This window comes from Streptomyces sp. NPDC093544 (assembly GCF_040683495.1).
In the GTDB taxonomy this organism is placed as follows: Bacteria; Actinomycetota; Actinomycetes; order Streptomycetales; family Streptomycetaceae; genus Streptomyces.
In genome coordinates, this window is the sequence record NZ_JBFBEA010000002.1 from 208,960 (window position 1) to 231,820 (window position 22,861).

Sequence of the window (22,861 nt, forward strand, 5' to 3'; positions counted from 1 at the left end):
CGGGGAGGCCCCGCATGCGTGCCCTCATCGCCGCCGCGATCGGTCTCGCCGTAGCGCTCGCCATGGTGTTCACCATCACGGCCATGGGCTCACCGGCAGGCAAGACCTCGCCGAAGCCGCTGCTCACCACCGTCCCCACCCACCCGTGACACACAGGGCTCACGCACCCGCCGCCAAGGCACAGGGAGGACGCCGAAAATGCGCCGCAAGGTCAGCCTGATCCTGCTCGCCTTCGCCGTGTTCTTCGCGGCGCTGTCCCCCCTGCTGCGCTGGTACGCCTTCCCGCGTGTGGCCAAGGTCCCCGCTGACCAGTACCAGGACATGGTCCTGGAGGCGAAGGACGCCACCCTCCTCGACTACGGCACGATGACGGCCAAGAAGGTCCCCAAGGTCACCATCGTGCAGACCCTCAAGGGCAACGTCGAAGCCTCCGAGAAGATCGAGAAGAGTGCCGGCCGTGACGTCGTCGTCTGGGACTCCCTCTCCTATGTGCAGGGCCCCGACGGGGAGATGGTCTCCAAGCTCCCCGAGCGCTACATCTTCGACGCGCACACCCAGGAACCCGTCCACGCCACCGGCGAATCGGTCGACGGCGAGCCCGTCACCCGCGAGGGCATCGAGTTCAAGTGGCCCTTCATGACGGAGAAAAGGGACTACGAGTACTTCGACGCGCAGACCCGCACCTCCGCCCCCATCCACTACGAGGGCACCCGCAACTTCCGGGGCGTAAACGTTTACTACTTCGAGCAGACCATCCCGTGGACCAAGGTCGCGTTCCCGAACGTCCTGCCCGTGGAGGGCGTCACACCGGAGTCGCTCGCCGAGACGGGCACCACCCGCTGGTACACCACGGTGCGCAAGTTCTGGGTGGAGCCGGTCACCGGGGCGCCCGTCTACGGCGAGGAGATCCACCAGGAGGAGCTGCGCGGCGGCACCCTCCTGGGGGACCGCGACAAGGTGACGGCCTTCTCCGGGCACGTGAAAATGCGCGAGGACTACATCCAGTACACGGTCGACCTGGTCAAGTCGAACCGCACCCTGGTCCTGCTGATGACCACGTACCTCCCCTGGGGCTTCCTGATCCTGGGCGCGGGACTCCTGTCGCTCTCCCTCTATCTGGAGGCACGGAGCCGTCGTCCGGGTGACCCCGCGCCCACGGACGCCGCGGAACCGGAACCGGTCAGCGCCTGAGCCGCGCGTTCGTGTACCGCGTCGGCTCAGCGGTCGCCGGGTCCTCGGGCCACGGATGCTTGGGATAGCGCCCGCGCAGTTCGGCCCGTACGGCCTTGTAGCCCTCCTTCCAGAAAGAGGCCAGGTCGGCGGTGACGGCGGCGGGCCGCCCCGCGGGCGAGAGCAGATGCACCAGCACGGGCACACCGGCGACGGCCGGGGACGTGTGGAGGCCGAACATCTCCTGCAACTTGACGGCGAGCACCGGCTGTTCCGGGTCGGCGTAGTCGATCCGGATCCTGGATCCGCTGGGTACCTCGATCCGCTCGGGGGCGAGTTCGTCGAGGCGGGCCGCGTCTCCCGTCGCCCAGGGCAGCAGGCGGTTGAGTGCCTGCCCGGCGTCGATGCGCGCCAGATCGGCCCGCCGCCTGGCCCGGCTCAGCTCCGGCTCCAGCCACTCGTCCACGCGCGCGTGGAGCGCGTCGTCGGACACGTCGGGCCACGGGTCGCCCAGGCGCAGACGCAGAAACGCGAGCCGCCGCCGCAGCACCTCGGCGTCCGGCGACCAGCGCAACAGGCCGAGCCCGTCCTCCCGCAGCCCTTCCAGCAGTGCATCCCGTACGAGCCCGGCGTCGGCCTTCTTGAGCGGCCGCACCGCCAACTCCACGGCTCCGAGCCGCTCGACCCGCCGCGCGACGACGTCACCGTCGGCCCAGTGGACCTCGTCGCCCTTGGAGCGCAGGCTCACCGCCGCCCGTATCGCCGTCTCCTCGTCGATGACCGCCGCGAGCCGCACGCGCGCGTGCCCGGCGCTCACGGGGCGGTCCGCGACGGCCACGGCGAGCCAGGACGCCCCGCGCAGCCCTGAACCGTCCCCGACCTCGGCCCGCGTCCCGGACACCATCAGGTAGGAGTCGCCCTGCGCCCGCGCGACCCGCTCGGGAAAGGCGAGCGCGGCGACCAGTCCCACGACCCGGTCCTCTCCGGTACCTGCTCGCGTGTCCTGGGCGGGCCGGGGTTCGGCGGTGACCGTCTTGTTGGCGAAAGCGCCGGAAAGGTTTGTCGCTCCGCTCCGCAGTCGGCGGGACTCCGTACGCCAGCGGGCCGCGTAGGCGTCACCCCCGCGCCGCGCCGCCCGCCAGGCCGCTGCCAGATCGTCGCCGTACTCCCGCGGCGGTTCCTCACTCAGCAGGGCGACCACTTCGGCGGCCCGGTCCGCGCCGACCTCGGGTGCCGCGTCCAGCAGGGCCCGGGCCAGTCGCGGGTGCAACCCGAGCCGGGACATCCGCACACCCCGCTCGGTCGCCCGCCCCGCGGCGTCGACGGCACCCACGGCCGACAGCACCGTGCGCGCCGCGGCCATCGCGCCACCCGGCGGCGGGTCGAGGAGGGCGAGCCCCGTCGCGTCCGGATCGCCCCAGCAGGCCGCCTGCAGGGCGAACGCCGTCAGGTCGGCCACCTTGATCTCCGGCGCGGGGAAGCGGGTGAGACGCGCGTCCTCCGCCTCGGACCAGCAGCGGTACACCCGCCCCGGTGCCTCACGCCCGGCCCGCCCCGCCCGCTGCCGCCCGGCCGCCTGCGAGGCCCGTACGGTCGCCAGCGCGCTCAGCCCGCGCGCGTGGTCCACCCGCGGCTCCCGCGCGAGCCCGGAGTCGACGACCACCCGCACTCCGGGAACCGTCAGCGACGACTCGGCCACGGCGGTGGCAAGGACCACCCGGCGCCTCACCCCGCCCGACAGCACCGCGTCCTGCACGGCGGCCGGCGCCCGACCGTGCACCTGAAGTACCTCGACATCGCCGAGATCCCCCAACTGCCCGGCGACGCGCGCGATCTCGCCGACCCCGGGAAGGAAGCACAGCACGTCCCCCTCGTGCTCGGCCAACGCCCGGCGCACCACCGAGGCCACATGGGTGAGCAGCACCGGATCCACACGCATCCCATGGGGTGGCCGCACAGGGCGCACGGGCGGTGCCCACACCACCTCGACCGGATACGAGACCCCCTGGGCCTCAATCACCGGCGCCCCGCCCAGCAGTCGGGCCCACCCCTCGGCGTCGGTGGTCGCGGACGCGGCCACCAGCCGCAGCTCCGGGCGGAGCGCGGCCCGTACGTCCAACAGGAAGGCCGCCACCGTGTCGGCGTCCAGATGTCGCTCATGGCACTCGTCGAGCACGACCACGTCGACGCCCGTCAACTCCTGGTCCCGCTGGAGCCGTTGCAGCAGCACACCGGTCGTGACGACCTCCACGCGCACGCGTGGACCCACCACACGCTCACCGCGCACGGTGAAGCCGACGCTCTCGCCGACCTTCTCCCCGAGCAGCCATGCCATCCGCCGCGCGGCCGCACGGGCGGCGATGCGGCGCGGCTCGGCGACGACGACACGGCGGACCGGGCCCTCGTCCAGCAGCCCGGCGAGGGCCAGCGGCACGAGTGTCGTCTTTCCGGTGCCGGGCGGTGCGACGAGGACCGCCGCGCCGTGCGCCTCCAGGGAGTCGTTCAGTGCGGGCAGCGCGCCGCGTACGGGCAGCGGCTCCAGGGCGTCGTAGCGGATCACCCGCTCAGTCTCGTACGCAGACGAAGATCGCCGTGCCCGGGATCAGGTTCCCGCGCAGTGGCGACCAGCCGCCCCACTCCTGGGTGTTCCAGGCGGGCCACTCCGGCTCGACGACGTCGAGGAGACGGAAGCCGCCGGCCACGACGTCGCGGACGCGGTCGCCGACCGTCCTGTGGTGTTCGACGTACACCGCGCGGCCCTCGTCGTCCTGCTCCACGTACGGGGTGCGGTCGAAGTAGGAGGAGGCGACCGTCAGGCCGTCGGGGCCCGGCTCGTCGGGGAAGGCCCAGCGGACCGGGTGCGTCACGGAGAAGACGAAACGGCCGCCGGGGCGCAGCACCCGGTGCACCTCGCGCAGGACGCGGACCGGTTCGGCGACGAACGGCAGCGCGCCGTACGCCGAGCAGGCCAGGTCGAAGGAGCCGTCCGCGAACGGCAGGGCGCCCGCGTCGGCCTCCACCAGGGGAACGGTGCCGCCGATGCGCAGCGCGTGCTGGAGCTGGCGGTGGGAGAGGTCCAGGGCCACCGGACGTGCTCCTTGACCGGCCAGCCAGCGCGAGCACTGGGCCGCGCCGGCGCCGATCTCCAGGATGTCCTTGCCCTTGAGGTCCTCGGGCGGGCCGAGCAGTTCGGCCTCCACCTCGTCGAGCCCCTCGGGGCACCACACGAAACGGTCGTCTCCGAGGAAGGTGCCGTGCTCGGTCTGGTAGTCGTCCGCGTTCCGGTCCCACCAGCCGCGATTGGCGCGGGAACTCTCCGTGCCGCCCGCGTCGCGTCGGGTGGCTTCGGGCTCGAACGGTTCGGGCTCTTGGATGATCGGCTCCCTCGTATTAGTCTGCGGACCCATCCGCCTCAACCCGCCCCGGGGACGGGTCACGGCAGGGGCCAACTACGGCCCGCGTGGCCTCGTGTGGCAGGTCTTGTGCCGGGTATGCGGTGTTCCGCCCCGGGTGTGCGCCTTCGCGCATTGACCCTGTCCGGCTGCCCCCGTATGCTACAAGTTGCGCTGCGGGCCTGCGCACCTCAGACGTAGCAGGTCGCGCTCGCATCTGTATGTATGACCCCTCGGTTGTCGAGGCGCCACCGGCGGTGTTTGCCACAAACACCATCCGGATTCGGCGCTTCCTTGGCTGTCCGGCCTTCTGCAGAGCGAAACGGGCTCCCGGCGTAAGCAGTACCTACGACTCACTGTCCGTACCGGAGCCCTTACCCACATGACGAGCAGCACCGAGACCACCGCCACCACTCCGCAGGTTGCGGTCAACGACATCGGTGACGAGGAAGCATTCCTCGCCGCGATCGACGAGACGATCAAGTACTTCAACGATGGTGACATCGTCGATGGCGTCATCGTCAAGGTTGACCGGGACGAGGTTCTCCTCGATATCGGTTACAAGACCGAAGGTGTCATCCCGAGCCGCGAGCTCTCGATCAAGCACGACGTCGACCCGAACGAGGTCGTCAAGGTCGGCGACGAGATCGAAGCCCTTGTTCTCCAGAAGGAGGACAAGGAAGGCCGCCTGATCCTCTCGAAGAAGCGCGCCCAGTACGAGCGCGCCTGGGGCACCATCGAGAAGATCAAGGAAGAGGACGGCATCGTCACCGGCACCGTCATCGAGGTGGTCAAGGGTGGTCTCATCCTCGACATCGGCCTCCGTGGCTTCCTGCCGGCCTCTCTCGTCGAGATGCGCCGCGTCCGCGACCTCCAGCCGTACGTGGGCAAGGAGCTCGAAGCCAAGATCATCGAGCTGGACAAGAACCGCAACAACGTGGTCCTGTCCCGCCGTGCCTGGCTCGAGCAGACCCAGTCCGAGGTCCGCCAGACGTTCCTCACGACCCTGCAGAAGGGTCAGGTCCGCTCCGGCGTCGTCTCCTCGATCGTCAACTTCGGTGCGTTCGTGGACCTGGGTGGCGTCGACGGTCTGGTTCACGTCTCCGAGCTCTCCTGGAAGCACATCGACCACCCCTCCGAGGTTGTCGAGGTCGGCCAGGAAGTCACCGTCGAGGTTCTCGACGTCGACATGGACCGCGAGCGTGTCTCCCTGTCGCTCAAGGCGACGCAGGAAGACCCGTGGCAGCAGTTCGCCCGGACGCACCAGATCGGTCAGGTCGTCCCGGGTAAGGTCACGAAGCTCGTCCCGTTCGGTGCGTTCGTCCGCGTGGACGAGGGCATCGAGGGTCTGGTCCACATCTCCGAGCTGGCCGAGCGCCACGTGGAGATCCCGGAGCAGGTTGTCCAGGTCAACGACGAGATCTTCGTCAAGGTCATCGACATCGACCTCGAGCGCCGTCGCATCAGCCTCTCGCTGAAGCAGGCCAACGAGGCCTTCGGTGCCGACCCGGCCTCGGTCGACTTCGACCCGACGCTGTACGGCATGGCCGCGTCGTACGACGACCAGGGCAACTACATCTACCCCGAGGGCTTCGACCCCGAGACCAACGACTGGCTCGAGGGCTTCGAGGCTCAGCGCGAGGTGTGGGAGACCCAGTACGCCGAGGCGCAGACGCGCTTCGAGCAGCACCAGGCGCAGGTCATCAAGTCCCGCGAGGCGGACGCGCAGGCCGAGGCCGAGGGCGCTGCCGCCCCCGTCGCCGGTCCTGCCGCGGCTGGTGTCTCGGGTGGTTCGTACTCCTCGGAGTCGGACGACACCTCCGGCGCCCTGGCGTCGGACGAGGCCCTGGCCGCCCTCCGCGAGAAGCTGGCCGGAGGCCAGAGCTGATCGCTCGGGTCGGCTTTTAGCCGGTAGTTGTTTGCGGGCCCGCACCCTTCTGGGTGCGGGCCCGCAGCGCGTTTCCGGTGTCCTGCGCGGGTGGCCGCGGTACCGCTGAGATTGCAGAAACGCGGGGGATACACGAGTAACGGACGGACCGTAACGGGGTGTTGGGAGGCTTCCTCGATCGATCAAGATCGACAGAGGAGCCGAAACCATGACAGAGCTTCAGAGTGGGCCGGGCGCGAGCCGGCGTTCGTTCCTGCGCAACGTGGGTCTCACCGGTGGCGCGGGCGCCATGTTCGCCACCATGGGAGCCCTCGGCCTCGCGCCCACCGCGCAGGCCGCACAGCGTGAACAGCCCTTCCGCGCCCTGAAATCGAGCGACTTCACCCTCACCGGGCGCGGCGCCGCCAAGGTCGTCATCGTCGGCGGCGGCATCGCCGGACTCGCGGCCGCGTACGAACTCGGGAAAGCCGGCTACGACTGTACGGTCCTGGAGGCCAGGGACCGCACCGGAGGCCGTAACTTCACGGTCCGCGGGGGTGACTCGACGACCGACCTCTACGGCAACACCCAGAAGGCCCGCTTCAGCGAGGGCCACTACATGAACGCCGGCCCCGCCCGGCTCCCGCAGTGGATGGTCACCCTCGACTACTGCCGCGAACTCGGCGTCCCCATCGAGGTGTTCACCAACACGAACGCGGACGCGTACATCTACAACGAGTCGGCCGGTATGACCAAGCCGATGCGGTACCGGACCGCGAAGGCCGATGTCTACGGCTATGTCTCCGAACTGCTCGCCAAGGCCACCGACAAGGGCGCTCTCGACAAGGAGCTGACCGCCACCGACCAGGAGAAGCTCGTCGAGTTCCTCAAGGACTTCGGGGAGTTGGGCGACAAACTCACCTACGAGGGCGGCGAGCGCCGCGGCTACACCACGGTCCCGGCCGCCGCCGGAACCCCCGGCGTGATCCTCGGCGACGTCCCCACCGCCTCCGAGATCTTCGCCACCGGGGTGGGCCGCTACTTCTCCTTCGAGTTCGGCTTCGACCAGGCGATGCTGATGTTCCAGCCGGTGGGCGGCATGGACCAGATACCGCGCGCGCTGACGAAGGCGATCGGGGCCCAGCGCATCCGTACAGGGGCTGCCGTTTCGAAAATCACCGACAAGGGGAGTGGCGTTACGGTCACCTACACCCAGGGCGGCCGCACCAGGTCCCTCGACGCCGACTACTGCATCGGCGCCCTGCCGCCCAACATCCTCGCCAAGATCCCGCACAACCTCGGCTCGGGAGTGCAGACGGCTCTGGAGGCGATCACTCCCTCGTCGGCGGCCAAGATCGGACTCGAGTACCGTTCCCGCTGGTGGGAGCTTGATCACAAAATTTACGGCGGCATCACGGAGACCGACCAGGACGTCTCGCACATCTGGCATCCGTCGTACGGCTTCCACGGTGCGCGCGGCGTGATGATCGGCTACTACAACTACGCCGACGACGCGGACTCGTACGCGAAGCTCACCCCCAAGGCACGCGAGGAGCGCGCGGTGGCCGTGGGCGTGAAGATCTACGGCGAGAAGTACCGCACCGAACTCGCGTCCTCCTTCTCGCACCACTGGCGCCAGACGCCCCACCTGGAGGCCGCCTGGCACAGCACACCCGGAGGCCCCGACGACGCCCGCTACAAGCCCCTGAACGAGCCCACCGGACGCGTCTACTTCGCGGGCGACTGGCTCAGCTACACCGACGCCTGGCAGCATGGCGCCTTCACCTCCGCCCGCAAGGCGGTCACCGCGCTCCACGCGCGCGTGCTGTCCGCGTGACAACTCCCGCAGCCGTTTTCGCAGCCTCTCGTGGAGGCTGAAAAGTCGGTAAGAGGTTTCCCGTGTGGAGCGCCGGTGGGGAATGCCCGCGCTCCACACCACGTTGTGCAGTACGAACACGAGGAGGAGCGGTCACAGTGCTTGATCCGCAGGGTTTGTACGCATGGGAGCCGAAGGGCTTGGCTGTTGTCGACATGGCGCTCGCCCAGGAGTCGGCAGGACTGGTCATGCTCTACCACTTCGACGGATACATCGACGCGGGCGAAACCGGCGACCAGATCGTCGACCGGCTGCTCGACACACTGCCCCATCAGGTCGTGGCCCGTTTCGACCACGACCGGCTCGTTGACTACCGGGCCCGGCGTCCGCTGCTGACGTTCAAGCGCGACCGCTGGACCGACTACGAAGTCCCGACCCTTGATGTACGGGTCGTACAGGACGCCACCGGCGCGCCCTTCCTGCTCCTCTCCGGCCCCGAGCCGGACGTCGAGTGGGAGCGCTTCGCCGCCGCCGTCCAGCAGATCGTGGAGCGGCTCGGCGTCCGCCTTTCCGTGAACTTCCACGGCATCCCGATGGGCGTCCCGCACACGCGTCCCGTGGGCCTCACACCGCACGGCAACCGCACCGACCTGGTACCCGGCCACCGCAGCCCCTTCGACGAGGCGCAGGTACCCGGAAGCGCGGAGGCCCTCGTCGAGTACCGCCTCATGGAGGCCGGGCACGACATTCTCGGGGTCGGCGCACACGTGCCGCACTACATCGCCCGCTCCGCGTACCCCGACGCCGCGCTGACCGTCCTGGAGTCGATCACCGCCGCGACGGGCCTGGTGCTCCCCGCGATCGCGCACGCCCTGCGCACCGAGGCGCACCGCACGCAGACCGAGATCGACCGGCAGATCCAGGAGGGCGACGAGGAGCTCGTCGCCCTTGTCCAGGGCCTTGAGCACCAGTACGACGCCGCTGCGGGCGCCGAGACGCGCGGCAACATGCTCGCCGAGCCGGTGGACATCCCGTCGGCGGACGAGATCGGGCTGGAGTTCGAGCGGTTCCTGGCCGAGCGGGAGGGCGAGGGCTGAGCCCCGCCCAGGGCTCGCGGGCGACTGTCAGAGGCGGGCCCTAAGCTTCTGGTCATGCTGAAGGTGGGCCTGACCGGTGGAATCGGCGCCGGCAAGAGCGAGGTGTCGCGACTGCTCGTGGAGCGGGGCGCGGTGCTGATCGACGCGGACAGGATCGCGCGCGAGGTCGTCGCGCCCGGAACTCCCGGGCTTGCGGCGGTCGTCGACGCCTTCGGCGAGGACGTGCTCGCGCCGGACGGCAGCCTGGACCGTCCCAAGCTTGGCTCCATCGTCTTCGCCGATCCCGCGAAGCTCGCCGTCCTCAACTCGATCGTGCACCCCCTGGTGGGTGCCCGCTCCCAAGACCTGGAGAGCGCCGCGTCCGAGGACGCCGTCGTCGTGCACGATGTGCCCCTGGTCGCGGAGAACGGCCTCGCAGCGTTGTACGACCTCGTGATCGTCGTCGACGCCAGTCCCAGGACTCAGCTCGACCGGCTCATACGGCTGCGCGGCATGACCGAGGAGGACGCCCGCGCGCGCATGGCCGCCCAGGCCACCCGCGACAAGCGCCTGAAGATCGCGGACGTCGTCATCGACAACGACGTACCCCTTCACGAGCTGGAGCGGCGCGTACGGGAGGTATGGGCGGATCTCGTGGAGCGGGCGTCCAGGGCGACCTGAGAGGGGTGGGGAGTGGTCGTACTCGCTGCTCTGACGGCTCTGGGCGGCCTGGTGGCGCTACTGGCGGGAGCGTACGGCCTGCGCCAGACGCGACGCATCAGCGCCGCGGGGCAGGTGACCGAGGCGCTGGTGAAACCTCGGCAACCGGGCCTGGAGCGGCCGTTGCTGCAGTTCGAGACGGTGGACGGACGGGTCGTGGAGGTCGTGTCGCCGGTGCCGCGCAGTAGGCGTCGGCCGCTGCCCGAAGGCGCGCACATACGTCTCGCGTACGACGTGGAGGACCCGCGTGAGACGGTGCTGCTCGGAAGCGAGCGCGCTGGAGCGGACTGGGCCTTCGTCGTGGCGGGCGGGGGGCTGATCGTGCTGGGTTTGGTGCTGGGGGTGCTGGCTCTGTGACGGTCGATTACCCACGGCCAGCGGTCGGTCAGCGACGGTCAGTGGTCGGTGGTCGGTGTTCTACGGTCGGTGGTCGGTGGTCGGTGTATGACGGTCGGCGGTTGCGGGAGTTCTGTGACGGCGGGCCGTGAGGTGCCGCGTGACGGCGAGGACGTACGCGGGCCCCTGACCAGGGACAGTGGGCGACGCGTGACGACGACGGTGGGTGCCCTGTGGCGACCGCGAGGGAATCCCTGTGGCGACGACCATGGAATACGGGCCCCCGATCCGGGCGTTGAAGCCGTGCAGTGAGGGAAGGACTCAGCCGTGCCCGAGACCAGCGGTTCCACCGGACGTACTCCGGAGACGCATGTCATCGACTTCCGCGCCGCCGAGCAACTGCTCGCCGCCCGCGACCCGCGGGGCGCGGTGAAGTTGCTCGACTCTGTCATCGCAGCGCATCCGGAGAACACGGCCGCGCGGCTGCTGCGCGCCCGTGCCTTCTTCGCCGCCGCGCAACTGCGCCCAGCCGAGCTGGAGTTCACGATCGTCCTGGAGCGCGAGCCGGACAACGCGTTCGCGCACTTCGCTCTCGCCCGCACCTACGAGCGGATGCTCCGCCCCGAGCAGGCGAAGCGGCACTTCAGGCTGGCGGCGGCGCTCGATCCGAAGCCGCAGTATCTGGAAGCGGCGCGCTTCGATTCCTAGGGGGTGTCGTTTGGATCACCTCGGATCAGGCCGCGGCGCATGGTGCGGTGCATCGCAAGGCGGAGCATGACCCGCGCACTGGACGTACCCGGGTGATGCGACAACGCGGTGAGGTGCCGTGCCAGGCGTCGCGGACCCGGGGTGATCCAAACGACACCCCCTAGGTGCGTCGTACGACTCTCGCGAGTGCTTCGTACGCCCCTCGTGGCTCCTGATCAGGATCAGGTCACGGGTGATGGTGATCCGGCGGGCGGTACGGCGGGACGTCGCGGCCCGGCTGGTAGCGCGGACCCTGGCGGATGTGCCGCAGGATCATGGCCATGTCCGCGGCGACGATCAGCCACAGCACACCGCAGGCGGTCGCCCATCCCGGCCGCCCGGCCAGGGCGAACCCGGCTGTCCCGGCGGCCGCCCAGATCAGGCCCCAGGCGCTCAGCCAGAAACGCATCCGCAGGGCACTGCGCGCTGTCGTCGGTTCACTGCCTGTACGCATCCCGATCACTACTCCTACCGAGAAAACGTACTCTTCGTGGTGCACGTTCACCATGGGACAGCGGTCGTACCAAGGGAGAGGCGCTGCTTTGTCGCGGCGCTCCCGTTCGTGCGCGCCTATCACCGCTCGCTCGGTATCCGGGACGACGTGTCCCGGCGCACGCTCGCCGACCTCGGACGGCATGTGGCCGTGCACCACAAACGGCTCGGTACCCCTGGGCTGCTGTTCCCCTGGTGGATCTCCCTGCACGGGGTGGGAACGGATCGGCGGAGGGCGCCCGTTGGACGGGTATGAGGATTGAGATGCGTGAAGGTTACGAGGGAACCGGACCCGGTGCGATCACTCCGGACGGCTGCGCGGTCGAGCTCTATTCGCGCCTGACCGTCGGGGACGAACCGGACATCATCAGCGCGGCGGTGCCGGCGGGTGCACACATTCTGGAACTGGGCAGCGGGGTAGGGCGGATGACCCATCCGCTCCTGGAGCGCGGGTTCACGGTCACGGCCGTGGACGAGTCGGCCGAGATGCTGGAGCGGGTCCGCGGGGCACGCACGATATGCGGCCCGATCGAGGGCCTCGACCTGAGCGAGACGTTCGACGTGGTGATGCTCGCGTCGTTCCTCGTGCACAGCGGCGACGTCGAGGTGCGGCGCGGGTTGCTGAACGCATGCGCCCGCCATGTCGCCGAGGGCGGCTGTGTGTTGATCCAGCGCGAGGCGGCGGACTCCCATACGGACGTGCCCCGCGAGCGGGTCCACCCCACCGGCTTCACCATACGGATCGTGTCGGCGGAGCCGGTCGGCGACGGGGTCGATTCGGTACACGTGGAGTATCTCTTCCCGGACGCCACCTGGACCCAGACGTTCCTGGCCCGGCCGCTGACGAAGGAGGAGTTCGAAGAGGCGCTGGGGGAGGCGGGGTTGAGGGTGGATCGGTATCTGACGGAGGACGGGGTGTGGGTGCGGGCGGTGAAGGGCTGAGCTGTTCAGCTGGGGAGGGGATCTTCAGTCCGTCCGGCGTTTGAGGACGAGCCCTTCGGGCGAACGGGGGTCCGAAAGGAGCGGGGGTCGGAGCCCCCAGGTATGGGACGGGTAGGGGCGGCGGGGGCGAAGAAAAATCCCTTCCGACGCCGATGAGTTCCGGACGCCTGCTCGGTCTACTTCTGTGAAATCAACGGCTACCGCTTCACACAACGGCTACCGCTTCACACAGGAGACCCTGATGTCCGAGACCTCCCTCCCCGTCGCCTCCGTCACCCGCGCCCCCTCCGCCGCCGGAACCCCTCGCAGCCGCAGCGCCCGGATCTCCCTCGGCGCTCTCCAGATCACGCTTGGTCTCTTCTACGCCTTCGCGAGCGCGCTGCCCAAGCTGATCGCGCACCCCTCGGCCGCCGAGAGCTTCGACAAGCTCGGGTGGGGCAGCGCGGGGATGTACACCATCGGTGCCCTCGAACTCGCCGGAGGCATCGCGCTGTTGATCCCGCTGCTGTCGTCGGTGGCGGCGGTGTCGCTCAGCGCGCTGATGGTCGGCGCCTTCATCGTGAACGTCACCGTCCTGCACGGGCCGTACGTGGCGACGCCGCTCATCCTGATCCTGCCCCTCGCGCTGATCGCATGGGCCCGCAGGGGGCAGACAACGGAGCTGCTCCGCCTGGTGCGACGACGGGCGTGACCGACCGGTCGCCGACCACAGACCGCCGTCGAGGGCGCCCCAGAACGATCGGGGCGCCCTCGACGTTGACCGGCGACCGGCGACCGGCGACCGGACCGGACCGGCGCTTGGCGCTCGGTGTCCCGGCGCTCGGGTGTTCTCCTGCGTACAGGAGGCGCGGGCGTAATCGTCGTTTCAGGAGCTTTCGGGGCCGGCCGGTGGGTGGGAGGAGCCCCGGAGACGTTCGAGCTCGCGGCGGTCGCGCTTGGTCGGGCGGCCGGCGCCGCGGTCGCGGATACCCGCGGGGGCGACGGCCTCGCGCGGCGGGGGCGGCGGGCTGTTGTCGACGAAGCACTCGACGGCGACGGACGGGCCGACCCGTTTGCGGATCACGCGCTTCACGACGACGACCCGTTCCCGGCCCGCGTTCCGCAGACGTACCTCGTCGCCGACGCGCACGGCGTACGCGGGCTTGACGCGCTCGCCGTTCACCCGGACGTGCCCACCGCGGCAGGCGGTGGCACCCATGGAGCGGGTCTTGACGAGACGTACGGACCAGATCCAGCTGTCGACCCGCACGGTTTCACCACCGCCGGGACCGGCGGCCGTGGCCGCGGCCACGGCATCGGGCGAGCCGGCCGTGGCCGCGCCCTCTGCACCACCGCTCGCGCCGGTTTCCTTGTCCCCGGTGCCCTTGTCGTCGTCCGCACCCTCAGCAGCCATGCCTCGACTTTAGTCCCCCGAGCCGGGCGGCCCGTGAGGGATTTCCGTCACACGGCTCACCCCGGATGCGGCTGATCGAGGCAGCCCGGAGGCTGTTGCCTGATGCCGTCCAGGGAACAGCGAGGGGCTCCACGTGGAGACAGCACCGAGGGTCGACGCCTTGATGGACGGCCTCCGTGCCGACCTGGAGCGGTTGGCCGCGATTCCCTCCGTCGCCTTCCCGGGTTTCCCGGCCGAGCCGGTCCAGGAAGCCCACGATCTCCTCGTACGACTCCTGCGGGAGGCCGGCGTCGAGCGGATCGACCGTATCGACCTTCCCGACACCGCCCCCGTGATCTTCGGTGAGATCCCACCACCCGGCCCGGACGCGCCGACCGTCCTCCTCTACTCGCACTACGACGTGCAGCCGCCCGGCGACGAGAAGCTGTGGCTGTCGCCGCCCTTCGAGCCGACGCCCGTCGAGGGCGGGCTCAGGGCGCGTGGGATCGCCGACGACAAGTCGAACGTGATCGCGCATCTGGGGATGCTGCGGGCGTACGAGGGACGGCCGCCGGTCGGGGTGAAGATCGTCTTCGAGGGGCAGGAGGAGTACGGCAGCCCCTTCGACGACTATCCGCCCAGCGACCCCGAGCGGTTCGCCTGCGATGCGATGGTCATCGCCGACCTGGGGAATCTGCGGCCGGGCACGCCCACGCTGACCACCGGGCTGCGCGGCGCCTCCGAGGTGATCGTCGAGGTCCGCACCCTCGAAGAGCCGCGCCACAGCGGGGAGTTCGGCGGCGCGGCACCGGATGCGCTGCTCGTCCTGCTGAAGGCCCTGTCCACGCTGCACGACGTGCACGGCGACGTGGCCGTGGCGGGGCTCCGGCGGGACGAGTGGACGGGGACGACGTACACCGAGGAAGAGTTCCGGGGCCTTGCCGGGGTACGGGACGGGCTTCCGCTGATCGGGAGCGGGAGCCTCGGTGAGCGGTTGTGGAGTGGGCCCGCGATCACGGTGATCGGGCTTGACGCACCGAGCGTCGAACACGCGGCGTCAGCCGTCGTCCCCTACGCGCGCGCCAAGCTCAACCTCCGCTTCCACCCACTGCAGGACGCCGAAGAGGCACGAGCGAAGCTCGTCGATCATCTGCGCTCGCTGCGGCCCTTCGGCATCCCGCTCACCGTCACGCCGGGGGTCACAGGACCCGGTTACGAGGCCTCGACCGGCGGTCCCGCCTACCGCGCCGCGCTCACCGCGCTGCGCGAGGCATGGGGCGAGGATGCTTCGTATGTCGCTACAGGCGGTTCGATCCCGCTGGTCAACGGGCTGGCCAAGGCCGCCCCGAACGCCGAGGTGCTGCTCTTCGGCGCGCAGGACAGCATGTGCAACCTGCACGCCCCCAACGAGCGGGTGCTGCTCTCGGAGCTGCGCAACACGGTTGTGGCGATGTGTGCGTTCGTACGGGAGTACGCGGCCGGCTTCCGGGCCGAGGGGGCGTCGTCTTGACCACCACCGCGACCGAAGAGCCGCAGCATGAAGAGCCACCGCACAAACGGAAGTTCACCTTTCCCAGCGCGCTGACCGTCCTCGCCGTCGTCACGATCGCGGTCTGGGCGCTGGCGTTTCTGATTCCGGCCGGGCAGTACGACCGCAACGACTCCGGGGCGCCCGTCCAGGGGACGTACCACCGGGTGGACTCCGGCCAGAGCTTCGTCGACCGGCTCAACGACCTCTTCCTCTCTCCTGTCAACGGCCTCTACGGCATCCAGGACGAGAAGAGCGGGCAGGTCGGGCCCGACCTGGCCGGTGAACTGTACGGCAGCGCGGGCGTGTTCCTCTTCGTGCTGGCCATCGGGGCCTTCATCACCGTCGTCTTCGCCACGGGCGCGCTCGACCGGGGCATCGGCCGGCTGGCGCACCGGCTGCGGGAGCGCGGGGCGTTGCTCATCGCGGGGGTGATGGTGGTGTTCTCCGTGCTCGGCACGGTGGAGGGTTTCGCCGAGGAGACGCTGGGCTTCTACGGGTTGATCGTGCCGTTGATGCTTGCGCTCGGCTACGACCGGATGGTGGCCGTCGGCACGATCATCCTCGGCGCCGGGATCGGTGTGCTGTGCTCGACGGTGAACCCGTTCGCGACAGGCGTGGCCTCGTCCGCCGCGGACGTCTCGCTCGGCGACGGCATCGTGTTGCGGTTCGTGATGTGGGTGGTGCTGACGGCGGTGACGGTCGCGTACGTCATCCGGTACGCGCGGCGCGTGCAGCGGAATCCGGACCGGTCGCTCACCGGGTTCCTGCCCGGCGACCGCGAGCACGCCAGTGAGGCCGCGGGCGAGGTGCCCGAGCTGACCGGCCTGCACAAGTCGGTGCTCATCGCAACGGCGCTGGTCTTCGCCTTCATGATCTTCTCGGTCGTGCCTTGGGCGAGCGCGCTCACGGGCAAGGCGGACGCGACACCGTACGGCTTCGAACTCGGCTGGTCCTTCCCGCAGTTGGCGGCGCTGTTCCTGTGCGCGGCCGTGCTGATCGGGCTGGTGGCGCGGATGGGCGAGCAGAAGCTGAGCTCGACGATCACCCAGGGCGCGGCGGACTTCATCTCCCCGGCGCTGGTGATCGTGCTGGCCCGCGGAGTCACCGTGATCATGAATAACTCGAAGATCACCGACACCGTGCTGCATGCCATCGAGGGGGTCGTGAAGGGCACGTCCTCCGGCGTCTTCGCGGTCATCGTCTTTCTGGTGAACCTGCCGCTGGCCTTCCTCATCCCCTCCACCTCCGGCCACGCGACCCTTGCCATGCCGATCCTCGCCCCGCTAGCCGACTTCGCCGGGGTCTCCCGCGCGGTCGTCGTCACGGCCTGGCAGTCCGCCAGCGGCTGGATGAACCTCTGGGTCCCCACCACCGCCGTCACCATCGGCGGCGTCGCCCTCGCGAAGGTCGGCTACGACAAGTACCTCCGCTTCGTCTGGCCGCTCCTCGCCATCCTGCTCCTCCTGATCTGCGGCTTCGTGGCGGCCGGGGCGGCGATGACGTAGCCGTCCTGGTCGTACGGTGGCTGGTCGCACGGTGGCCGGTCGTACGGTGGACGCATGGACAGCGGCGGCTTGGCCGAACTCGACGGGCGGATCATCGGGTGCCGGGCCTGTCCGCGCCTCGTCGAGTGGCGTGAGGAAGTGGCCCGCACCAAGCGCGCGGCCTTCGCCGACGAGACGTACTGGGGCCGCCCCGTCCCAGGGTTCGGACCCGCCGACGCGTCCCTGCTGATCGTCGGACTGGCCCCCGCCGCGCACGGCGCCAACCGGACCGGGCGGATGTTCACGGGGGACCGGTCGGGAGACGTGCTGTACCAGGCGCTGTACGACGTGGGGCTGGCGTCGCGGAGTACGGCCGTGAGCGCGGACGACGGGCTGAGCCTGTACGGCGTACGGATCACCTCGCCCGTGCGCTGCGCTCCACCGGCCAACAAGCCGACGCCGGAGGAGCGGGACGCCTGTCGGCCTTGGCTCGTACGGGAGTTGGAGCTGCTGCGGCCTTCGCTGCGGGCGGTCGTGGTGCTGGGGGCATTCGGGTGGCAGGCCGTGCTGCCCGCCTTCGCCGAGGTGGGGTGGGTGGTACCCCGTCCCCGCCCGGCGTTCGCGCATGGAGCGCGGCTCACTCTCGGAGCGCGGCTCTCGCCCGGCTCGATCGAGCTCTTCGGATGCTTCCACGTCAGTCAGCGCAACACCTTCACCGGGCGGCTGACCCCCGCCATGCTGCGGGACGTGCTGGGTACGGCGGCGGGTGCGGCGGGGCTGCCGACGAAGCCGTACGCGAGCTAGCTCGCCCCCCGGCGTACGGGGTTCGCTAGCCGTCGCCGAAGAGGTGCCGCACCGTCGAGCGGTAGTTGGCCTGGACGTGGGCGAGTGCGTGCGCGCGGGCGCGGTCCGGGTCGCCGGACGCGATGGACTCGTACAACTCGCGGTGCTCGGTGAGGAGTTGGGGCCACTCCTCGTTCTGCCGGGTGAGCCAGCGCAGGCGGCCGTCGACCGGTTCCATGACGGAGATCAGCAGGCTGTTGCCGGCCATGGCGAGGATGCGGTCGTGGAAGCGGGTGTTGATGTCGGTGATCGCCTCCGCGTCATCGGCCAGGGTCGCGGTCTCCGCGTGGTCCAGCAGCTCGGCAAGCTCTGCCAGGGACTCCGGTGTGGCACGGATCGCGGCGAGCCCGGAGGCGTACACCTCGAGGGCCTCGCGCAGCTCGAAGAGTTCCGCCACGTCCGTCGGGGTCAGCCGGCGCACCACCGTGCGGCGCGGCGTCTCGGAGTGTACGAACCCCTCGCCGACCAGGGAACGGATCGCCTCGCGAACCGGGACCCGGGAGACCCCGAAGCGCTCGGCGAGCTCACGCTCGACCAGTCGGTCGCCCGGGCGCAGCCGTCCGGCGATGATCTCCTGCCGCAGCGCGGCGAGGACGCGCTCCCGCACCGCACCCAGGGGTTCGATCTTCGTCATGGGTCCATGTTCGCCGACCTCGGGGGTGTTTTACGGAGTCGTAACCGCAGGGATATGGGTGGGCGTCATCGACGGCGGGACCATGACGCCAGTTTGGTATACCAAAGATATTCCGAAGGCACTCCAGGGGCACTCCAGAGGTACTCCGAAGCCACCCCCGTGGCACTCCACGGATATGCCAGCGGTATGTCAGAGGTACTCCGAGCGAGACCGAAAGGCCGCCCTCCGTCCCCTCGTCCATGGAGGCCCCGTGTCCCTCGCCGACCGTGCCGAAGCCACCGGCACCGCCGCGTTCGTCCCCGATCCCAGGCTCACCAACGAAGACCTCGCGCCCGCGCGGAAGCGCAACTGGAAGGTCTTCGACCTCTTCGCCATGTGGATGTCCGACGTCCACAACCTCGGCAACTACACCTTCGCGGCGGGCCTGTTGGTCCTCGGCATGAACGTCTGGCAGATCTTCACCTCGCTGCTCGTCGGCTTCGTGATCATCTACGCCGGGATGAACCTGATGGGCCGGATCGGGCAGCGCACCGGCGTGCCCTTCCCCGTCGTCAGCCGCATCAGCTTCGGCGTCTGGGGAGCCAACATCCCCGCGCTGATCAGGGCAGTCATCGCCATCATGTGGTACGGCATCCAGACCTATCTGGCGTCGGTCGCGGTCAACGTGATGCTGCTCGCGGCCTGGCCGGGCCTGGAGTCGTGGACCCACCACTCCTTCCTCGGCCTGGACGCGCTCGGCTGGACGTCGTTCGTCGCGCTGTGGCTCGTCCAGGCGATGATCATCAGCCAGGGCATGGAGTCGGTCCGCAAGTTCCAGGACTTCTGCGGGCCGGCCATCTGGCTGGTGATGATCGCGCTCGCCGTCTGGGTTCTGTCCAAGGCGGGTTGGACGATCTCCCTGACCTCGACCCCGCACCCGGTCCCGGTCGGCGAGCAGTGGCGCCAGTGGTTCGGCGCGATCGGGCTCATCCTCGCCACCTACGGCACGCTGATGCTCAACTTCTGCGACTTCTCACGGTTCGCGCCCAGCTACAAGACCGTCCGACGAGGCAACTTCTGGGGCCTGCCCATCAACTCGACGGCCTTCGTGATCGTCTCGGTCATCGTCACGGCCGGCTCCATCGAGGTGTTCGGCGAGGCCATCACCGACCCGGCACTGCTCGTCGCCAAGGTCGGCAACACCTGGGTGCTGGTCCTCGGCGCACTGACCTTTGCCATCGCCACCATGGGCGTCAATATCGTCGCCAACTTCGTCTCACCGGCGTACGACCTCGCCAACGTCTGGCCGCAGAAGATCACCTTCAGGATCGGCGGCATGATCAGTACGGTCGCCGCGCTGCTGGTGACCCCGTGGAACCTCTTCTCCAATCCCACGGTCGTCAACTACTTCCTCGGCGGCCTCGGAGCCTTCCTGGGACCGCTGTTCGGCGTGATCATGCTCGACTACTACTGGGTCAAGCGCGGCCGCGTCGACATCGACCAGCTCTTCAACGCCCGGCCGGGATCGCCCTATTACTACCGCAAGGGCGTCAACCCCAGGGCCCTGTGGGCTTTCCTGCCCTCCGCGGCCGTCGCGGCGGTACTCGCACTGGTGAAGGACTTCAGCGACGTGGCCCCGTATTCGTGGTTCATCGGCACGGCGCTGGCGGCCGGACTGTACGCGGTGTTGTGCCGCTCCGAGCGTGCGGCTGCTGAGACTGCCGCCGTCCCCGCGCCCGCGGCGGGCTGAGCGTGCGGATCGTCGTCACCAACTGCAACACGACGCAGGCGATGACCGAGGAGATCGTACGAGGTGCCCGGGCCGCCGCAGGCCCGGGCACCACGGTGACCGGACTGACCCCCGCCTGGGGACCCGAGTCCGCGGAGGGCTGGCTCGACAGCTATCTCTCGGCGGCGGCCGTCCTCGACACACTGCGGACGTACGAGGGTTCCTACGACGCCGTCGTCATGGCCGGCTTCGGTGAACACGGCCGTGAGGGCGCCCGCGAACTGGTCGACGTACCCGTCGTCGACATCACCGAGGCCGCCGCCCACCTCGCATGCCTGCTCGGGCGGCGCTACGGCGTCGTCACCACCCTGGAGCGGTCCCGCGGCCAGATCGAGGACAGCCTGTACGCCGCCGGGGTCGCCGCCCATTGCGCCGCCGTCGTCGGCACCGGGCTCGGCGTCCTCGACCTCGGCGACGCCCAACGCACCGAGGAGGCCTTCGTAGCCGCCGCCGAACGCGCCCGGGCGGCCGGGGCCGAGGTACTGGTCCTCGGCTGCGCCGGGATGACCGGGCTCCAGCGGGTGGTGGGGGAGAAGCTGGGGCTGCCTGTCGTCGACGGGGTGGCGGCCGCGGTGAAGCTAGCCGAGTCGCTCGTGTCGCTGGGGCTGACCACGAGCCGGGCGGGGAGCTATGCGAGGCCGTTGCCGAAGCGGCGGACCTGGGGTTCCTCCGGGGGTGTGGGCTCGCCTCCGTCGGAGTGACGCTGGGGCGAGCCGGGCGTGGAAGGCGGGCAGCGACCGCACTCCCTGGGGAGGATCGGGCAGCTGACCCACCCCGCGTGAACGGAGCCGCCCGTGCCATCGCTGAGAGCACTCCTGGCCGCCGCGCTCGTCGGTCTCTGCTGCGCCGGTGCCTCGGGTGCCTCCGGTGCATCTGATGTCACTGGTGCCGCCGATGACCCCTTCTGGGTGGACCCCGACTCCCGCGCCGCTCGACAGGCCGTCGAGTGGCGGGCCTCCGGACGTACCGCGGACGCCCTGCTCATGGACCGCATCGCCACCCGCGCCCAGGCCGAGTGGCTCAACGGACCCGGCCCCGAGGCGGTCGTACGGTCCCGTACGACCGCCGCGAAGGCCCAAGGACGTACGGCCGTACTGGTCGCGTACTACATCCCGAACCGTGACTGCGGGTCCTACTCGGGCGGAGGAGCCCCGACCGCGGCGGCCTACCGCATCTGGGTCGACGAGTTCGCGGCGGGCCTCGGCGACCGGGGCGCATACGTGATCGTCGAACCGGACGCCGTGGCCCAGGTGGTGGCGGGCTGCACCCGGGTCGTGGCGAAGGAGCGGTACGCGCTGCTCGCGTACGCCGTCGACCGCTTCGCGCGGCAGCCGGGCACCCGCGTCTACCTCGACGCGGGCAACTCCGCCTGGATTCCCGAGGCGTGGCGCATGGTCGACGCCCTGACGGAGTCGGGAGTCGCGAGCGCCGACGGCGTCGCGCTCAACGTCTCCAACTTCCAGACCGACGCGGCCAGTTCGGCGTACGGGAAATTGCTGTCGAAGGACCTCGGCGGCACGCACTTCGTCGTCGACACGAGCAGGAACGGCAATGGGCCCTACGCCGGTACGGATTCCTGGTGCAATCCGCCGGGCAGGGCCCTGGGCACGCCGCCGACCGTCCGGACTGGGGCCCCGCTGATCGACGCGTATCTGTGGATCAAACGGCCGGGCGAGTCGGACGGGACGTGCCGGGGCGGGCCGGCGGCCGGGCAGTGGTGGGAGTCGTACGCGCTGGAGCTGGCGCGGAACGCGGATGGTCGGCGTAGGTCCTAGGTGCGGCGATGCCTACGGCTGCGGCTCCGGTTCGGGCTCGGTTTCGGTTTCGGTTTCGGGCTTGGGCTCGGGCTCGGGCACGACGGCGGTCGCCGTGATCTCCACCAGTTGGCCGGTGTAGCCGAGGCAGGCCACTCCGATCAGCGTCGACGAGTGCGGGCCGACGCTGAGGCCGGATGCCTCGACGACGTCCCAGACCGCGGACAGCACCGCCGGCTCACTGCCGACGACGTACACGTCGGTTGTCACGACATGCGCCATGTCGCTGCCGACCGCGCGCAGTTGCTCGTCGAGATTGGCCAGCACCTGCTCGGCCTGCCGTACGGGATCGCCCTCGCCGACGATGTTCCCCTCGGCGTCGAGGGGAACGGACCCGGCGAGAAACGCCAGCCTCGTCGCCGCTTCGACTATGGATGCGTGTGAGTAGCGGGGAGGAGTGAAGAGGCTGGGGACGGTGACGCGTTGGACCACTGGGGGCTCCTGGGAGTGGATGTTCGGCTTCGGGTCAGGCCCGGCGCGGGCCCTCGCCGCTGTCGGTGGGCAACCTGCCGATGATGTGGGCCGTGGGGGAGGAGCCGCACCCGAATATCGGGTCGGGTCGGACCGGGTTTCCGGGCCGCGTGCCGGTATTCGCGCGGCGCGTGAATACCCGGGCCTTGCGGCGCCGAGTCGACGGGCAGGTGGAATTCGCGGACGAGGCGAGCGGGAGAAGGGTGCATCCGGTGCTTTTGCCGGGGGTGCGGGCCGGGGTGGTGACCCGGACCCGTAGGCTCCGTTCAGTCTTCAGACTTGGCTGGCGTGTGGGTCTCGTCCGTCCCGCGAGGACGTCCTGCAAGTACGTCGTGCAGGTACGTCGTGCAGGTACGCCCCGCAAGCCGTCAGGAACGACCACGGAA

General features: G+C 69.9%; 22 protein-coding genes and 1 pseudogene. 17 read left to right on the forward strand and 6 right to left on the reverse strand.

Annotated features, from left to right (window positions below; all coding sequences use genetic code 11):
- Positions 1-14 precede the first annotated feature (14 nt).
- Both AB0N66_RS03250 and AB0N66_RS03255 read left to right on the forward strand, forming a co-directional pair.
- Complete coding sequence (locus AB0N66_RS03250; protein WP_365427841.1) at positions 15-149, forward strand: SPW_0924 family protein; 135 nt, start codon at positions 15-17, stop codon at positions 147-149.
- A 49-nt stretch (positions 150-198) separates the two neighbouring features.
- On the forward strand, positions 199-1,191 hold the full coding sequence (locus tag AB0N66_RS03255) for a DUF3068 domain-containing protein (protein WP_365427844.1): 993 nt from the start codon (positions 199-201) through the stop codon (positions 1,189-1,191).
- On the opposite strand, the gene hrpB is transcribed toward AB0N66_RS03255, so the two are convergent.
- Entirely contained in the window at positions 1,181-3,730 is a 2,550-nt protein-coding gene (gene hrpB, locus AB0N66_RS03260; RefSeq protein WP_365427847.1) for an ATP-dependent helicase HrpB, read from the reverse strand. The genes AB0N66_RS03255 and hrpB overlap by 11 nt on opposite strands.
- Positions 3,731-3,734: 4 nt before the next feature.
- Entirely contained in the window at positions 3,735-4,577 is an 843-nt protein-coding gene (locus tag AB0N66_RS03265; RefSeq protein ID WP_365427850.1) for a class I SAM-dependent methyltransferase, read from the reverse strand.
- A 367-nt stretch (positions 4,578-4,944) separates the two neighbouring features.
- On the opposite strand from AB0N66_RS03265, the gene rpsA reads away from it, so the two are divergent.
- The 6 genes from rpsA to AB0N66_RS03295 all read left to right on the forward strand — a co-directional run bounded on the left by rpsA (position 4,945) and on the right by AB0N66_RS03295 (position 11,085).
- Complete coding sequence (rpsA, locus tag AB0N66_RS03270; RefSeq protein ID WP_365427853.1) at positions 4,945-6,450, forward strand: 30S ribosomal protein S1; 1,506 nt, start codon at positions 4,945-4,947, stop codon at positions 6,448-6,450.
- A gap of 208 nt (positions 6,451-6,658) precedes the next feature.
- Positions 6,659-8,266 carry an FAD-dependent oxidoreductase gene (locus AB0N66_RS03275; protein ID WP_365427856.1) on the forward strand — a complete coding sequence of 536 codons (1,608 nt, stop codon included), beginning with the start codon at positions 6,659-6,661 and terminating at the stop codon, positions 8,264-8,266.
- Positions 8,267-8,403: 137 nt separating this feature from the next.
- Positions 8,404-9,342, forward strand: coding sequence for a PAC2 family protein (locus AB0N66_RS03280; RefSeq protein ID WP_365427859.1), 939 nt, complete (start codon positions 8,404-8,406; stop codon positions 9,340-9,342).
- Positions 9,343-9,396: 54 nt separating this feature from the next.
- Entirely contained in the window at positions 9,397-10,002 is a 606-nt protein-coding gene (gene coaE, locus AB0N66_RS03285; RefSeq protein ID WP_365427862.1) for a dephospho-CoA kinase, read from the forward strand.
- A gap of 12 nt (positions 10,003-10,014) precedes the next feature.
- Complete coding sequence (locus AB0N66_RS03290) at positions 10,015-10,398, forward strand: DUF3592 domain-containing protein (protein WP_365427865.1); 384 nt, start codon at positions 10,015-10,017, stop codon at positions 10,396-10,398.
- 306 nt (positions 10,399-10,704) lie between these two features.
- Positions 10,705-11,085, forward strand: a complete 381-nt coding sequence (locus tag AB0N66_RS03295) for a tetratricopeptide repeat protein (protein WP_365427867.1) — start codon at positions 10,705-10,707, stop codon at positions 11,083-11,085.
- A gap of 226 nt (positions 11,086-11,311) precedes the next feature.
- On the opposite strand, the gene AB0N66_RS03300 is transcribed toward AB0N66_RS03295, so the two are convergent.
- Complete coding sequence (locus AB0N66_RS03300; RefSeq protein ID WP_365427870.1) at positions 11,312-11,578, reverse strand: DUF6343 family protein; 267 nt, start codon at positions 11,576-11,578, stop codon at positions 11,312-11,314.
- A gap of 87 nt (positions 11,579-11,665) precedes the next feature.
- Between AB0N66_RS03300 and AB0N66_RS03305 the strand changes: the two are divergent.
- The 3 genes and pseudogenes from AB0N66_RS03305 to AB0N66_RS03315 form a co-directional block, all read left to right on the forward strand.
- Positions 11,666-11,827: pseudogene (locus AB0N66_RS03305) on the forward strand (acyltransferase domain-containing protein); the annotation flags it as partial.
- A gap of 53 nt (positions 11,828-11,880) precedes the next feature.
- Positions 11,881-12,558, forward strand: coding sequence for a class I SAM-dependent methyltransferase (locus AB0N66_RS03310; protein WP_365427873.1), 678 nt, complete (start codon positions 11,881-11,883; stop codon positions 12,556-12,558).
- Between the two features lie 241 nt (positions 12,559-12,799).
- Positions 12,800-13,249, forward strand: a complete 450-nt coding sequence (locus AB0N66_RS03315; protein ID WP_365427876.1) for a DoxX family protein — start codon at positions 12,800-12,802, stop codon at positions 13,247-13,249.
- A 174-nt stretch (positions 13,250-13,423) separates the two neighbouring features.
- On the opposite strand, the gene AB0N66_RS03320 is transcribed toward AB0N66_RS03315, so the two are convergent.
- On the reverse strand, positions 13,424-13,951 hold the full coding sequence (locus AB0N66_RS03320) for an RNA-binding S4 domain-containing protein (protein ID WP_365427879.1): 528 nt from the start codon (positions 13,949-13,951) through the stop codon (positions 13,424-13,426).
- A 133-nt stretch (positions 13,952-14,084) separates the two neighbouring features.
- On the opposite strand from AB0N66_RS03320, the gene AB0N66_RS03325 reads away from it, so the two are divergent.
- From AB0N66_RS03325 to AB0N66_RS03335, 3 genes are read left to right on the forward strand one after another with little or no spacing between them, the layout of a single operon-like run.
- Positions 14,085-15,440 carry a M20/M25/M40 family metallo-hydrolase gene (locus AB0N66_RS03325; protein ID WP_365427882.1) on the forward strand — a complete coding sequence of 452 codons (1,356 nt, stop codon included), beginning with the start codon at positions 14,085-14,087 and terminating at the stop codon, positions 15,438-15,440.
- Positions 15,437-16,966, forward strand: a complete 1,530-nt coding sequence (locus AB0N66_RS03330; RefSeq protein ID WP_365427885.1) for a YfcC family protein — start codon at positions 15,437-15,439, stop codon at positions 16,964-16,966. Before AB0N66_RS03325 ends, AB0N66_RS03330 begins: the two co-directional genes overlap by 4 nt.
- 54 nt (positions 16,967-17,020) lie before the next feature.
- Positions 17,021-17,749, forward strand: a complete 729-nt coding sequence (locus tag AB0N66_RS03335) for a uracil-DNA glycosylase (protein WP_365427888.1) — start codon at positions 17,021-17,023, stop codon at positions 17,747-17,749.
- Between the two features lie 25 nt (positions 17,750-17,774).
- Here the strand turns inward: AB0N66_RS03335 and AB0N66_RS03340 are convergent, their stop codons facing one another.
- On the reverse strand, positions 17,775-18,422 hold the full coding sequence (locus AB0N66_RS03340; RefSeq protein WP_365427891.1) for a GntR family transcriptional regulator: 648 nt from the start codon (positions 18,420-18,422) through the stop codon (positions 17,775-17,777).
- A 250-nt stretch (positions 18,423-18,672) separates the two neighbouring features.
- On the opposite strand from AB0N66_RS03340, the gene AB0N66_RS03345 reads away from it, so the two are divergent.
- The 3 genes from AB0N66_RS03345 (at position 18,673) to AB0N66_RS03355 (ending at position 21,965) form a co-directional block, all read left to right on the forward strand.
- Entirely contained in the window at positions 18,673-20,151 is a 1,479-nt protein-coding gene (locus AB0N66_RS03345; RefSeq protein WP_365427894.1) for an NCS1 family nucleobase:cation symporter-1, read from the forward strand.
- Between the two features lie 2 nt (positions 20,152-20,153).
- Entirely contained in the window at positions 20,154-20,891 is a 738-nt protein-coding gene (locus AB0N66_RS03350; RefSeq protein ID WP_365427897.1) for an aspartate/glutamate racemase family protein, read from the forward strand.
- Positions 20,892-20,984: 93 nt separating this feature from the next.
- Positions 20,985-21,965: a glycoside hydrolase family 6 protein gene (locus tag AB0N66_RS03355; protein WP_365427900.1), complete on the forward strand. Its 981-nt coding sequence runs from the start codon at positions 20,985-20,987 to the stop codon at positions 21,963-21,965.
- A gap of 12 nt (positions 21,966-21,977) precedes the next feature.
- Here AB0N66_RS03355 and AB0N66_RS03360 read toward each other — a convergent pair whose 3' ends face one another.
- Positions 21,978-22,436, reverse strand: coding sequence for a RidA family protein (locus tag AB0N66_RS03360; protein ID WP_365427903.1), 459 nt, complete (start codon positions 22,434-22,436; stop codon positions 21,978-21,980).
- Positions 22,437-22,861 lie beyond the last annotated feature (425 nt).

What these genes read in the sequence shown, in the direction of transcription:
- AB0N66_RS03315 (WP_365427876.1), top strand. Translation starts at nt 12,800, where the DNA reads ATGTCCGAGACCTCCCTCCCCGTCGCCTCCGTCACCCGCGCCCCCTCC.
- coaE (WP_365427862.1), top strand. Translation starts at nt 9,397, where the DNA reads ATGCTGAAGGTGGGCCTGACCGGTGGAATCGGCGCCGGCAAGAGCGAG.
- AB0N66_RS03310 (WP_365427873.1), top strand. Translation starts at nt 11,881, where the DNA reads ATGCGTGAAGGTTACGAGGGAACCGGACCCGGTGCGATCACTCCGGAC.
- AB0N66_RS03265 (WP_365427850.1), bottom strand. Translation starts at nt 4,577, where the DNA reads ATGGGTCCGCAGACTAATACGAGGGAGCCGATCATCCAAGAGCCCGAA.
- AB0N66_RS03300 (WP_365427870.1), bottom strand. Translation starts at nt 11,578, where the DNA reads ATGCGTACAGGCAGTGAACCGACGACAGCGCGCAGTGCCCTGCGGATG.
- AB0N66_RS03275 (WP_365427856.1), top strand. Translation starts at nt 6,659, where the DNA reads ATGACAGAGCTTCAGAGTGGGCCGGGCGCGAGCCGGCGTTCGTTCCTG.
- AB0N66_RS03250 (WP_365427841.1), top strand. Translation starts at nt 15, where the DNA reads ATGCGTGCCCTCATCGCCGCCGCGATCGGTCTCGCCGTAGCGCTCGCC.
- AB0N66_RS03255 (WP_365427844.1), top strand. Translation starts at nt 199, where the DNA reads ATGCGCCGCAAGGTCAGCCTGATCCTGCTCGCCTTCGCCGTGTTCTTC.
- rpsA (WP_365427853.1), top strand. Translation starts at nt 4,945, where the DNA reads ATGACGAGCAGCACCGAGACCACCGCCACCACTCCGCAGGTTGCGGTC.
- AB0N66_RS03335 (WP_365427888.1), top strand. Translation starts at nt 17,021, where the DNA reads ATGGACAGCGGCGGCTTGGCCGAACTCGACGGGCGGATCATCGGGTGC.
- AB0N66_RS03320 (WP_365427879.1), bottom strand. Translation starts at nt 13,951, where the DNA reads ATGGCTGCTGAGGGTGCGGACGACGACAAGGGCACCGGGGACAAGGAA.
- AB0N66_RS03340 (WP_365427891.1), bottom strand. Translation starts at nt 18,422, where the DNA reads ATGACGAAGATCGAACCCCTGGGTGCGGTGCGGGAGCGCGTCCTCGCC.